This is a genomic window from Brenneria izadpanahii, from assembly GCF_017569925.1.
Classification (GTDB): Bacteria; Pseudomonadota; Gammaproteobacteria; order Enterobacterales; family Enterobacteriaceae; genus Brenneria; species Brenneria izadpanahii.
In genome coordinates this window covers 3,679,823-3,692,128 of the sequence record NZ_CP050854.1, presented here as the reverse complement: position 1 = coordinate 3,692,128, position 12,306 = coordinate 3,679,823, and the positions used below count along the sequence as shown (strand labels likewise).

Genomic DNA, 12,306 nt, shown 5'->3' with positions numbered 1-12,306 from the left:
GATGATCGTCGGGCATATTTCTGGCAATACTGTTTTTGGGAATCGATTGTGCTAAAAGCAACCGAACAAAACGACAAGTTGAAACGCGCCGTTATTATTTCGGCTGTTCTGCATGTCATATTGATTGCTTTGCTGGTCTGGAGTTCGTTGACGCAAACGATGGATGCCAGCGGTGGCGGCGGTGGCGGCTCATCTATTGATGCCGTCATGGTCGACCCTAGCGCCGTTGTCGAACAATACAATCGTCAGCAACAGCAGCAGAGCGACGCGCAGCGCGCCGAGCAGTTGCGTAAGAAACAGGCCGAACAGCAGGCTGAAGAGTTGCAGCAGAAGCAGGCGGCGGAGCAACAGCGGCTGAAAGAGTTGGAAAAAGAGCGTCTGCAGGCGCAGGAAGAGGCTAAACAACAGGCGCTGGCGCAAGAACAACAGCGCAAACAGGCCGAAGAGGCCGCTCAGCAGGCTAAAGAACAGCAGAAACAGGCTGAAGCGGCGGCGGCGAAAGCGAAGGCCGAAGCGGAACAGCAGGCTAAAGCCGCTGCTGAAGCAAAGAGAAAGGCTGAAGAAGAGATTCAACGGCAAGCGGCCGCCGCAGCGGCTGCGAAGAAAAAAGCCGAAGATGAAGCCAAAGCCGCGGCTGCGGCGGCAGCGAAGCAGAAAGCGGAAGAAGCCGCTAAAGCGGAAGCGGCGAAAGCCGCGGAATTGGCGAAACAAAAGGCCGCCGCGGCGGCGGAAGCGGCTAAGCAAAAGGCGGCGGCCGAGGCGGCGAAGAAGGCTGAAGCCGCCGCTGCCGCTAAAAAAGCCGCGGATGATAAAAAGCGGGCCGCGGCGGAAGCCGCTAAACAGGAAAGCGCCGTTGATGATTTGCTGGGCGGATTGGCGTCATCAAAAAATGCGCCGAAGTCGGGCGGCGGCGCGCCGGCCGGCGTTGGAAACAACAAAACCAGCGGCGCGTCCGGCGCGGCGCTGGACAGCTATGGCAGCCAGGTTCGGGCGGCTATCCAGAACAAGTTTTATGATTGGCAGCTTTACAAAGGACGGACCTGCACATTGCGCATCAAACTTGCTCCGGACGGCCTGTTGATCGATGTGAACGCTGAAGGCGGCGATCCAGCCCTGTGTCAGGCCGCGATTGCCGCAGCAAAACAGGCGAGGATCCCGAAACCGCCGAGTTCAGATGTTTATGAGGCTTTCAAGAATGCGCCAATAGACTTTAAACCGCAGTAACCGGGCTGTTTACCGATATAGGTTTAAGATTATTACTATGGTAAACAAACCAGGTTATAGTGTTTTGTTGACATTGGTTTGTTTTTGTTAAAATTCTGCTATTTATCGCAGACGTCATGTCTGGATAAGGGAGATTAAATGAATCGGGTATTTAAAGTCGCATTAAGTTTTTTAATGCTATGGGCAACGGTGCTGCATGCCGAAGTACGAATAGAGATTACCCAAGGGGTAGACTCCGCGCGTCCCATTGGCGTCGTCCCGTTTAAATGGGCTGGGCCGGGAGCCGCGCCTGAAGATATCGGCGGTATTGTCGGGGCCGATTTACGTAACAGCGGTAAATTCAACCCGATTGATGCCAGCCGTATGCCTCAGCAGCCCGCAACGGCATCGGAAGTGACGCCGGCCGCCTGGACAGCGCTGGGTATTGACGCCGTTGTTGTCGGTCAGGTGCAACCCAGCGCCGACGGCAGCTATGTTATTTCATACCAACTGGTTGATACCTCCGGCAATCCGGGGAGCGTATTAGCGCAAAACCAGTTCAAAGTAACGAAACAGTGGGTGCGTTACGCCGCACATACCGCCAGCGATGAGGTTTTTGAAAAACTGACGGGAATTAAAGGCGCATTCCGTACTCGCATTGCCTACGTGGTTCAAACCAACGGCGGGCAGTTTCCTTATGAACTGCGCGTAGCGGACTATGATGGTTACAACCAGTTCGTTGTTCATCGCTCCCCTGAACCATTAATGTCTCCGGCCTGGTCGCCGGACGGCAGCAAACTGGCCTATGTAACGTTTGAAAGCGGTCGTTCCGCGCTGGTTGTGCAAACGCTGGCGAACGGCGCCATCAGACAAATCGCTTCGTTCCCTCGTCATAACGGCGCGCCTTCATTCTCGCCGGATGGCAGCAAGCTGGCGTTTGCCTTGTCCAAGAGCGGCAGCTTGAATCTGTATGTAATGAATCTGGGTTCCGGTCAAATCAGCCAGGTAACCGACGGACGCAGCAACAATACGGAGCCGAGCTGGTTCCCGGATAGCCAGACCTTGGCCTATACTTCGGATCAGGCTGGACGTCCTCAGGTTTATAAAACGAATGTGAACGGCGGTTCGCCTCAACGTCTGACTTGGGAAGGTGCCCAAAATCAGGATTCAGAAGTGAGCGCCGACGGTAAATTTCTGGTAATGGTGAGCTCCAACAGCGGCGTTCAGCATATAGCCAAACAGGATCTGGTAACGGGCGCCGTGCAAGTATTAACGGACACGTTCCTGGACGAAACGCCAAGTATCGCACCTAATGGCACCATGGTTATCTATAGCTCTAAACAAGGGCTGGGTTCCGTGTTACAGATAGTTTCGACTGATGGGCGTTTCAAAGCGCGTCTTCCGGCCACTGATGGACAGGTTAAATTCCCTGCCTGGTCGCCGTATCTATAAGTGCAGAATATGTACAATAAACTATTTAAGGACACAAAGAGATGCAATTCAATAAAGTGCTGAAAGGCCTGATGTTGGCTCTGCCGGTACTGGCAGTTGCCGCATGTAGCTCTAACAAAAATGCGGGCAGTGACCAATCCTCCATCGGTGCCGCCGACGGCAGCGGTTTTGAAAATGGCGGCGCGTCTTCTTCTGAGCAGGCTCGTCTGCAGATGCAGGAATTACAGCGTAACAATATCGTATACTTCGATCTGGATAAGTACGATATTCGCTCTGATTTCGCTCAAATGCTGGATGCGCACGCTGCATTCCTGCGTAATAACCCGTCTTACAAAGTGACCATCGAAGGTCATGCGGATGAACGTGGTACGCCGGAATATAACATTGCTTTGGGTGAACGTCGTGCCAACGCGGTGCAAATGTACCTGCAGGGCAAAGGCGTTTCTTCTGATCAAATCTCTATCGTATCTTACGGTAAAGAAAAACCGGCCGTTCTGGGTCATGACGAAGCGGCATATGCCAAAAACCGTCGTGCCGTTCTGGTCTATTAAGAGAATCGCATGAGCAGTAACTTCAGACATCGCTTATTGGGTCTGTCGTTACTGGTTGGCGTAGCGGCCTCCTGGGCCGCTACTGTCCAGGCAGCGCCAATCAGTAATGTCGGCTCAGGCTCGGTAGATGATCGAGTCACTCAATTGGAGCGGATTTCTAACGCTCACAGTCAGGTTTTAACCCAGCTTCAGCAACAGCTCTCCGATACGCAACGTGATATTGATAATCTGCGCGGGCAGATTCAGGAAAGTCAGTATCAGTTGAATCAGGTCGTTGAACGGCAGAGACAGATCTATCAGCAAATTGATGGACTAAGTTCATCGTCTTCTTCCGCGGCAACGCCAACCCAGAATGCGCCCGCAGCAGGTTCGGATACCGGCGCCGATAACAGCGCCGCGCCGGCCAGTAGCGGTGATGCGAATAGCGATTACAATGAAGCGGTTGCCCTGGTGCTGGAGAAAAAACAGTACGATCAGGCCATCAACGCATTTCAGGCTTTCGTCAAAAAATACCCGGATTCAACCTATCAACCCAATGCCAACTACTGGCTGGGGCAGTTGAATTACAACAAGGGTAAAAAAGATGATGCGGCCTACTACTTTGCCAACGTCGTCAAAAACTATCCTAAATCGCCCAAAAGCGCCGAAGCCTTGCTGAAGGTTGGGGTAATCATGCAGGAAAAAGGTCAGGCGGACAAAGCCAAGGCCGTTTACCAGCAGGTGGTAAAAATGTATCCCAATACTGAAAGCGCCAAACAGGCTCAAAAACGCCTTTCCGCATCGTGATCCTTTCCTTTAGGTATAAAAGTTGCTCTTTATGGGCAATTTTTGTGCCTGAACGTTTGAAGAATAAGCAGTCGGGCCGTTTTTATGGAAAATAGGTTGCGTTGAAAATTTAAATTAGTAATATATGCCGCCGTTGCCAAGGCAAGCGCAAAACGCTAAAGCAGCATGAAATTTGGGTCGTTAGCTCAGTTGGTAGAGCAGTTGACTTTTAATCAATTGGTCGCAGGTTCGAATCCTGCACGACCCACCAATTTCAGCATTAAGTTTTAGTTCCGGATTTATCATCAGTATTTCCGCATTGCGGGTCGTTAGCTCAGTTGGTAGAGCAGTTGACTTTTAATCAATTGGTCGCAGGTTCGAATCCTGCACGACCCACCAACATACATTCTTGGGATGTTTCATTGCATCCGGGGAAGTAAGAAAACCGTATCACTGTCATCAGGATACGGTTTTTTTCGTCTGTATGCTCCCCTCAGTATACCGGGGGAGCCAGAGCAAATGGGCCTATGAATGGGCCTATGCCTCTGATGGTGGAAGTCTTGTAGGCCCATATTGAGTTTCGGGCTGAAAAACGCTTCAGAAAACAGAATATTGCACACTCCATCACTGTCATTTTTCACTGATACGTAAGGAGTGACTTTATGGCTGTTCTTACCCGCCCTTTATCTGCCTCGGAAGTCCAGAAGGCAAAACCCGCCGATAAAGATTACGAACTGTTCGACGGACAGGGGCTGACCCTTTTCATCAGAACCAACGGTAAAAAAATCTGGCGCTTTCGTTACAAGCGTCCCGGTTCGACTGCCCGAACCACCATTACCCTCGGACATTACCCTGCCATGTCGCTTGCCAGCGCCCGGACGCTGCATGCCGAACACCTTACCCTGCTGGTAAAAGGCATTGACCCGAAAAAACAGGAGCAGGAAGAGGAAGAGCGTGAAAAGCTGGCGGTGGATAGTCTGTTTATCAACGTGGCGACAAGATGGTTCGCCGTGAAGAAAACAAAAATCTCCGCCGACTATGCAGATGATATCTGGAAATCACTGGAGCGTGACGTGTTTCCGGTTATTGGGCAGACGCCGGTAACTGCGCTGAAAGCCCATACGCTTATCGCCGCGCTGGAGCCAGTAAGACTGCGTGGCGCACTGGAAACCCTGCACCGCCTGACGCAGAGGATTAACGAAGTGATGAAATTCGCAATTAATACAGGCCTGCTGGATGCCAACCCGGCATCAACCATTGATGAGGCGTTTGTGAAGCCCAGGAAGAAGCATATGCCGACCATTCGCCCGGAACGTTTGCCGGAACTGATACAACGGGTTCATACGAGTAACTTGTCTCCGATGACGCGCCTGCTGTTGCTATGGCAGCTTCTGACGCTTGTACGCCCTGCTGAGGCCGCCGGAGCCATGTGGTGTGAGATTGATACAGAGAAACGGCTCTGGACGCTCCCGGCAGCCCGTATGAAGATGAAACGTGAACATCAGGTGCCGCTGTCTCCTCAGGCGATGGCCGTTCTGGAAATGCCTCATAGAAGCACTGAAGTATGACAAATGTGAATGGCCGGAAGATGTACCCAAAGACACATCATCTCCAGACTTTGCCTACTGTTATTCAGGTGAACGCTGGTTTGTTAATGTGAGCAGCTATTTTCATAGCAGGAATGTTGTAGTGGGTTATATCCGCGAGTCATTATCTATCATAAATAGTTAATAGCATGAGGTGAGTGGAGTATTCGCGCCGCGCCATGAGCTTAACCAGTATCCTGTTATAAAGCCGGGGCGGCGACGTTTACTGTTACGCCTTCAGGAAGCTGTTCGCATGTTAGAGCGAACGTCAGACCGTAAAGCCCGGCGTTGGCAGATGCATAGATTAATTCTCCGGGGTTGCTTTCACATCGATGCATCTATGGCGCAACCGGCGCTAATCCTGTTTTCCCGTTATCCTCTGGTTTGCTGTATATTACGTTACTTTAGGCCCTTGCTATGGACTGTAGAGCCTCTGAATGACGATGGATTATCTAATCGTGGTATGAGCGGTGGTTAGGGAATTTTATGATCGGTCCTTTGATTAATGGCGCGGCCATCCTTATCGGTGGCGGGCTCGGCGTTGCACTTCGGCGATTTATACCCCAGCGGTTACAGGATGGTCTGCCGCCTGCGTTTGCCATGGTATCGATAGCAATGGGCGTGACGCTGGTGGTTAAAGTACAGCAACTGCCGGCTGTTGCCCTGGCGATTATCATTGGCGTTGCGATCGGCGAGCTATGTCGTATGGAATATGGCGTTCAGCGAGCCGGGATGATGATTCAACGGGTGCTTAGCCATGTATTTCCAACGCCGGAACACCGCTTGCCGCAGGATGTTTATACGCAGAATTTTACGGCGCTGATAATGCTGTTTTGCGCCAGTGGGACCGGGGTCGTCGGGGCGTTGACCGAAGGATTGAGCGGCGACTACCAGTTACTGATCATTAAGTCTGCTCTGGATATTTTTACCGCTTTGATTTTTTCTATCTCGCTTGGCTTTGCGGTGATGTCGATCGCCATTCCCCAGTTTATTATCCAGGCGTTGCTGTTTTTCTCTGCCAAATTGATAATGCCGTTTATGACGGTCATCACGCTAGGGGATTTCTCCGCCTGCGGCGGTCTTATTATGATTGCGGTGGGATTGCGAATTGCGCAGATTAAGATATTCGCCGTCGTAAACTTCCTGCCCGCGTTATTCCTGGTCATCCCTATATCATTGTATTGGCATCGGCTTTTTGGTTGACGCCGTATAATCGCGGTAATGGTACGCCTGCGTCGCCGGTGCGTCGTGATTCAGGCGTACCCACAGTTTGCGGTCATCGATTTAGGGCGACCCATCCACTTCCTTGTTTCATCTCCGCCTTACCCAGAAGAGTTGCGTCCAAGGTAATATTCTTGTTTTAAATCCAATAAACAAAATATCGGTTTTTACGCAAAAACAGAGCGACTTCATGCTTTTTTTACGGTATTTTGTTTAGGATATAAAACAATTCAACCTGGTTCGTGCGGCTTGCGCCGTTTCAAATTTCTGAGTTGTCATGATGGATATCCATAATGAGCATTCTTTTTGATAGCAATGAAGCAATTTATCCTTTCCCAGCCAAGCCAAAGCCATTACCGGCCGAGATTAAACAGCGCTACCGTAGCAGGATAAAGACCCTATTGCGGCAGAAAAATGCGGTGATGGTGGCGCATTATTATACCGATCCGGAAATTCAATCTCTGGCGGAGGAAACGGGCGGCTGTGTCGCCGATTCGCTGGAGATGGCCCGCTTCGGCAGTACGCATCCTGCATCAACGCTGCTGGTTGCGGGCGTTCGTTTTATGGGCGAAACGGCCAAAATCCTCAATCCGGAAAAAACCGTGCTGATGCCGACGCTGGAAGCCGAATGCTCGCTCGACCTTGGTTGTCCGGTCGATGAGTTCAGCCGTTTTTGCGATGCTCATCCCGATCGCACCGTCGTGGTATATGCCAACACCTCCGCAGCGGTAAAGGCACGCGCTGATTGGGTTGTGACGTCCAGTATCGCGGTTGAGCTGATTGAATATCTTGATAGTCTGGGTGAAAAGATTATCTGGGCGCCCGATCGCCACCTGGGAAGCTACGTGCAAAAGCAGACCGGCGCTGATGTACTGTGTTGGCAGGGCGCCTGTATCGTTCATGATGAGTTTAAAACCCAGGCGTTAAAGCGCATGAAAGCGCTGTATCCCGATGCCGCCATTCTGGTTCACCCGGAATCGCCGCAGAGCGTGGTTGAAATGGCCGATGCCGTCGGCTCCACCAGTCAACTGATTCAGGCAGCCAAAACCCTGCCGCAGCGGGAGATGATTGTGGCGACCGATCGCGGCATTTTCTACAAGATGCAGCAGGCGTGCCCGGATAAAACCCTGCTGGAAGCGCCGACTGCGGGTGAAGGCGCGACCTGCCGCAGCTGCGCGCATTGTCCCTGGATGGCGATGAACGGGTTGGAAGCCATCGCCAACGGTCTGGAGCAGAACGGCGGCAAACATGAAATTCATGTGGATGCCGCGCTGAGAGCGGGGGCGTTGATCCCGTTGAATAGAATGCTTGACTTCGCCGCCTCATTGAAATTACGTGTACGCGGAAATGCCTGATAAATCATGGCGTTCATTTATTTCTTATTTATTACTGAATGTATTCTCAACCGGTTTCAAGGCGTAGGAAGTCAACATTCCCGCGATTTGAAAGATGAAGAATATAAAATAAATTCGCATATCATTAAGACAGGATAACGAGATGGACTTTTTTAGTACCAGCAATATTTTGGTTCACATTCCTTTAGGCGCGGGCGGATACGATCTCTCCTGGATAGAGGCGGTTGGTACGTTATTTGGCCTGCTCTGCATCTGGCTGGCAAGTCTGGAAAAAAACATTAACTATTTGTTTGGTTTGATTAATGTCACGCTGTTTGCGGTGATTTTTTTCCAGATTCAGCTCTACGCCAGCCTGTTGCTGCAAATTTTCTTTTTTGCCGCCAATATTTATGGCTGGTACGCCTGGACGCGCAAGACTGATGCGCATGAAGTGGAGCTCAAAATCCGCTGGCTTCCGTTATCGAAACTGATCGGTTGGACGGTAGTGTGTGTGGTCGCGATTGGGCTGATGACGCTTTACATTGACGCGTTTTTTGCCTCGCTGACGCGTGTTGCGGTTTCAGGCATGCAGGCGCTTGGACTCGGCGTACAGATGCCGGAGCTGCAGCCGGACGCCTTCCCGTTCTGGGACTCCACAATGACGGTGCTGTCGATTGTCGCCATGATCCTGATGACGCGTAAGTATGTCGAAAATTGGCTGCTGTGGGTGGTTATCGATGTTATTAGCGTTGTGATTTTCGCCTATCAGGGCGTTTACGCGATGGCGGTGGAATACGCCATTCTGACGTTAATCGCGCTGAATGGTTCCTGGCTATGGATTAAGAGCGCGCGGGAAAACCGTTCCGAACCGCTATCCGCCGGAGCGTAAAACCCGGCCGTTATCCATAAGGAAGAGGCTCTCAGGGAGCCTCTTTTCGCTGTTTAATGAGGATGGCGATGGCCTTCCGCATGTTGGATATCGCAGTGGTCATCGTCGCAGTGCTGATACTCCATTTGAATGGTGGAGTGGTCGATTTGATAATGTTTCAGCAGATAATCCTGAATACGTTTTAATAACGCATCATGGTCATAAGGTGGAATGACTTGCGCATGGAGCGTCATTAAGGGTTTTTCGCCGACCTGCCATAGATGGACATGATGGATATTTTTAACTTCCGGTATGTTGAGCGTCAGATCCTTCTTCAAAGCATCAATACTTATCTGGCTCGGCGTTCCTTCCAGCAGTTCATGAATACTCTCTTTCAGCAGCGCCCATGCGCTGCGCAATACCAGGCAGGATACTAATATAGACAGGATAGGGTCAATCGGCGTCCAGTCGGTAAACAGGATGATCAGCGCGGCGGCGATAGCGCCGACCGAACCCAGCAGATCCCCCAGGACATGCAGCGCCGCTGCCCGAACATTGATATTTTTCTCTTCACTGCCATGATGCAGCAGCCAGAACGCAGCGATATTCGCTACCAGTCCGGCAATGGCGATCAGCAGCATCGGCACGCTTGCCACCGGCTGAGGGGCATAAAAGCGTTGGATGGCTTCCCAGAATATGAAAGCGGTAATTACCACCAACATCAGCGCATTGACAAATGCGGCGAGGGTGGTTAGGCGCAGGTAGCCGAACGTATGGCGGGCATTGGGCCGACGTTGTGCGAAGCGTACGGCTAATAAAGCCACGAATAGCGCGGCGGTATCGGTTAGCATGTGGCCGGCATCGGCGAGCAGGGCCAGCGAGCCGGAATATAGCCCGCCGACAACCTCCGCCACCATGAACGTCGCGGTAACGATAAATGCGGCCAACAGCCGTTTGCTGTTACCCGATTCCGCGTGTTGGTGCGAATGTGTCATAGTCTGTCCTGAGTTGGATATGCGCTGATTTTTTCTCACAGTAATGTAATCGGTAGTGAAAAAGAATTCTGCTGATAATCAATATGGTGCTTTTTGATAGCTTATACCTTTCTTCTCCCCGATTGCATCTGCGTTGGCTCTATTATTTAGCCTCGGCCAAGCGGTAACTTGAAGTCTACGGGCTATGTATGCCGGCGGGGCGGGTGGCGCATAGCGGCGTTTTTGGGCACGGCTAAAATGTAGTTTATTCAGATCTGACAGTATTTGATCATGTGAACAGTGCCTATTTCAGCGCGATTAAGTCGCTTGCTTGGCATATAATAGTCAATCTGCAACATGAGCAGCTCCGTTTCTCAATCTATCAGCTATCTTGTATTCCGGTGGCGCGCGTTGGATGTGGGTTGAAAATACCGTTTTGAAATCGATGGAATTATTATGAATTACCAAATTGACGACTTAAGAATCAAAGAAATTAAGGAACTTTTACCGCCGATAGCGCTGTTGGAAAAATTCCCGGCCACCGATCGCGCAGCGGAAATTGTCTCGTTTACGCGTACCGCCATTCACAAAATACTTAACGGCAATGATGATCGTCTGCTGGTTGTTATTGGTCCCTGTTCTATTCACGATCCCAAAGCGGCTAAAGAATACGCTGACCGCCTGCTTAAACTGCGTCAGGAATTGAGTGACGATCTGGAAGTCGTGATGCGGGTTTATTTCGAAAAACCGCGCACCACGGTTGGCTGGAAAGGACTTATTAACGATCCTCATCTGGATCATAGTTACCAGATCAATGATGGCCTGCGTATTGCGCGCCAGCTGTTGCTGGAAATTAACGACCTGGGCCTGCCGGCCGCCGGCGAGTTTCTGGATATGATCACCCCGCAGTACGTCGCGGATCTGATGAGCTGGGGGGCTATTGGCGCGCGCACCACCGAGTCCCAGGTACACCGCGAGCTAGCCTCTGGTTTATCCTGTCCGGTCGGTTTTAAGAATGGCACCGACGGCACCATTAAGGTCGCCATTGACGCGATTAACGCGGCCAGCGCGCCGCACTGTTTTCTGTCCGTCACCAAATGGGGGCACTCCGCGATCGTAAATACCAGCGGTAACCGCGATTGCCATATCATCCTGCGCGGCGGTAAGACGCCGAATTACAGCTCGGAACATGTTAAAGAGGTCAAAGTCGGTTTGGAAAAAGCGGGTCTGTCGCCGCAGGTGATGATCGACTTTAGCCATGCGAACAGCAGTAAGCAGTACAAAAAGCAGATGGAAGTGTGTGAAGACGTCAGCCGTCAGATTGAGCAGGGCGAAAAAGCGATTATGGGCGTGATGGTCGAAAGCGCTTTGGTTGAAGGCAATCAGAACCTGGAGAGCGGCGAACCGTTGGTCTACGGCAAGAGCGTGACGGATGCCTGTATCGGTTGGGAGGATACGGAAGTTCTGTTGCGTCGCTTGGCGGCGGCAGTTCGGGCGCGCCGCAGCAAATAACCGTGGAATGGCGCGTAATATAAAAAAACCCGGCTCGATGGCCGGGTTTTTTACTGGTTAAGCCGCGTAATTACTTGGCTTTACCCTGATTCGCTACCGCTGCGGCTTTTGCGGCGATTTCGTCGGCGTTGCCCAGATAGTAGTGTTTGATCGGTTTGAAGTTTTCATCGAATTCATAAACCAACGGCACGCCGGTCGGGATATTCAGTTCAAGAATTTCTTCTTCGCTCATGTTGTCCAGGTATTTAACCAGCGCACGCAGAGAGTTGCCGTGAGCGGCGATAATGACGCGTTCGCCGCTTTTAATGCGTGGCAGAATGGTTTCATTCCAGTAAGGAACAACACGTTCGATGGTCAGGGCCAGGCTTTCGGTCAGCGGAAGTTCTTTGTCGCTCAGAGAGGCGTAGCGTGGATCGTGGCCAGGGAAACGTTCGTCATCGCGGGTCAGTTCCGGCGGCGTAACGGCAAAACCGCGACGCCACTGCTTAACTTGATCGTCACCGTATTTTTCAGCCGTTTCCGCTTTATTCAGGCCTTGCAGAGCGCCGTAGTGACGTTCATTCAGTTTCCAGCATTTTTCCACTGGCAGCCAGGCTTGATCCAGCTCGTCCAGTATATTCCACAGCGTGTGAATAGCACGTTTCAGCACGGAAGTGTAAGCAAAGTCAAAGGAAAAACCTTCATCTTTAAGTAACTTACCTGCGGCTTTCGCTTCTGAACGACCTTTGTCGGACAGATCGACATCGTACCAGCCTGTGAAGCGGTTTTCGTTGTTCCACTGGCTCTCACCGTGTCTTACCAGTACCAGCTTAGTTACAGCCATAGCTAAACTCCTTCATA

The 12,306-nt window shown here is 51.5% G+C and carries 12 protein-coding genes and 2 tRNA genes; 12 read left to right on the top strand and 2 right to left on the bottom strand.

Translation table 11 applies throughout. The annotated features are described in order from the left end of the window. Positions 1-48: 48 nt before the first annotated feature. The 11 genes from tolA to pnuC all read left to right on the top strand — a co-directional run bounded on the left by tolA (position 49) and on the right by pnuC (position 9,001). Positions 49-1,224: a cell envelope integrity protein TolA gene (tolA, locus tag HC231_RS16465; RefSeq protein ID WP_208227830.1), complete on the top strand. Its 1,176-nt coding sequence runs from the start codon at positions 49-51 to the stop codon at positions 1,222-1,224. Between the two features lie 138 nt (positions 1,225-1,362). Then, positions 1,363-2,655 (top strand): Tol-Pal system beta propeller repeat protein TolB, encoded by a 1,293-nt coding sequence (gene tolB, locus HC231_RS16460; protein WP_208227829.1) that lies wholly within the window; start codon positions 1,363-1,365, stop codon positions 2,653-2,655. Positions 2,656-2,696: 41 nt separating this feature from the next. Continuing rightward, positions 2,697-3,206, top strand: coding sequence for a peptidoglycan-associated lipoprotein Pal (gene pal, locus HC231_RS16455; protein WP_208227828.1), 510 nt, complete (start codon positions 2,697-2,699; stop codon positions 3,204-3,206). Positions 3,207-3,215: 9 nt separating this feature from the next. Beyond that, the gene (gene cpoB, locus HC231_RS16450) at positions 3,216-3,992 is read left to right on the top strand and encodes a cell division protein CpoB (RefSeq protein ID WP_208227827.1); all 777 of its coding nucleotides are present in this window, start codon (positions 3,216-3,218) and stop codon (positions 3,990-3,992) included. Between the two features lie 174 nt (positions 3,993-4,166). Continuing rightward, positions 4,167-4,242 (top strand) — tRNA-Lys (locus HC231_RS16445). A gap of 52 nt (positions 4,243-4,294) precedes the next feature. Further along, positions 4,295-4,370: transfer RNA gene (locus HC231_RS16440), tRNA-Lys, on the top strand. Between the two features lie 263 nt (positions 4,371-4,633). Further along, positions 4,634-5,539 carry a phage integrase central domain-containing protein gene (locus HC231_RS16435; protein WP_246494548.1) on the top strand — a complete coding sequence of 302 codons (906 nt, stop codon included), beginning with the start codon at positions 4,634-4,636 and terminating at the stop codon, positions 5,537-5,539. Continuing rightward, entirely contained in the window at positions 5,466-5,702 is a 237-nt protein-coding gene (locus tag HC231_RS24395; protein WP_208227826.1) for a YqcI/YcgG family protein, read from the top strand. Before HC231_RS16435 ends, HC231_RS24395 begins: the two co-directional genes overlap by 74 nt. A gap of 341 nt (positions 5,703-6,043) precedes the next feature. After that, entirely contained in the window at positions 6,044-6,760 is a 717-nt protein-coding gene (locus HC231_RS16425; protein WP_208227824.1) for a DUF554 domain-containing protein, read from the top strand. A 308-nt stretch (positions 6,761-7,068) separates the two neighbouring features. Beyond that, a complete protein-coding gene (nadA, locus tag HC231_RS16420; RefSeq protein WP_208231377.1) occupies positions 7,069-8,133 on the top strand; it encodes a quinolinate synthase NadA in 1,065 nt (354 codons plus the stop codon). Positions 8,134-8,275: 142 nt separating this feature from the next. Continuing rightward, entirely contained in the window at positions 8,276-9,001 is a 726-nt protein-coding gene (pnuC, locus tag HC231_RS16415; protein WP_208227823.1) for a nicotinamide riboside transporter PnuC, read from the top strand. A 53-nt stretch (positions 9,002-9,054) separates the two neighbouring features. On the opposite strand, the gene zitB is transcribed toward pnuC, so the two are convergent. Continuing rightward, complete coding sequence (zitB, locus tag HC231_RS16410; RefSeq protein ID WP_208227822.1) at positions 9,055-9,975, bottom strand: CDF family zinc transporter ZitB; 921 nt, start codon at positions 9,973-9,975, stop codon at positions 9,055-9,057. Positions 9,976-10,410: 435 nt separating this feature from the next. Between zitB and aroG the strand changes: the two genes are divergently transcribed. Continuing rightward, on the top strand, positions 10,411-11,466 hold the full coding sequence (gene aroG / locus HC231_RS16405) for a 3-deoxy-7-phosphoheptulonate synthase AroG (RefSeq protein ID WP_208227821.1): 1,056 nt from the start codon (positions 10,411-10,413) through the stop codon (positions 11,464-11,466). 70 nt (positions 11,467-11,536) lie between these two features. On the opposite strand, the gene gpmA is transcribed toward aroG, so the two are convergent. Then, a complete protein-coding gene (gene gpmA, locus HC231_RS16400; RefSeq protein ID WP_208227820.1) occupies positions 11,537-12,289 on the bottom strand; it encodes a 2,3-diphosphoglycerate-dependent phosphoglycerate mutase in 753 nt (250 codons plus the stop codon). Positions 12,290-12,306 lie beyond the last annotated feature (17 nt).

Coding starts and splice junctions, on each gene's coding strand:
- tolB (WP_208227829.1), top strand. CDS start 1,363: ATGAATCGGGTATTTAAAGTCGCATTAAGTTTTTTAATGCTATGGGCA.
- pal (WP_208227828.1), top strand. CDS start 2,697: ATGCAATTCAATAAAGTGCTGAAAGGCCTGATGTTGGCTCTGCCGGTA.
- cpoB (WP_208227827.1), top strand. CDS start 3,216: ATGAGCAGTAACTTCAGACATCGCTTATTGGGTCTGTCGTTACTGGTT.
- HC231_RS16435 (WP_246494548.1), top strand. CDS start 4,634: ATGGCTGTTCTTACCCGCCCTTTATCTGCCTCGGAAGTCCAGAAGGCA.
- HC231_RS16425 (WP_208227824.1), top strand. CDS start 6,044: ATGATCGGTCCTTTGATTAATGGCGCGGCCATCCTTATCGGTGGCGGG.
- pnuC (WP_208227823.1), top strand. CDS start 8,276: ATGGACTTTTTTAGTACCAGCAATATTTTGGTTCACATTCCTTTAGGC.
- zitB (WP_208227822.1), bottom strand. CDS start 9,975: ATGACACATTCGCACCAACACGCGGAATCGGGTAACAGCAAACGGCTG.
- aroG (WP_208227821.1), top strand. CDS start 10,411: ATGAATTACCAAATTGACGACTTAAGAATCAAAGAAATTAAGGAACTT.
- gpmA (WP_208227820.1), bottom strand. CDS start 12,289: ATGGCTGTAACTAAGCTGGTACTGGTAAGACACGGTGAGAGCCAGTGG.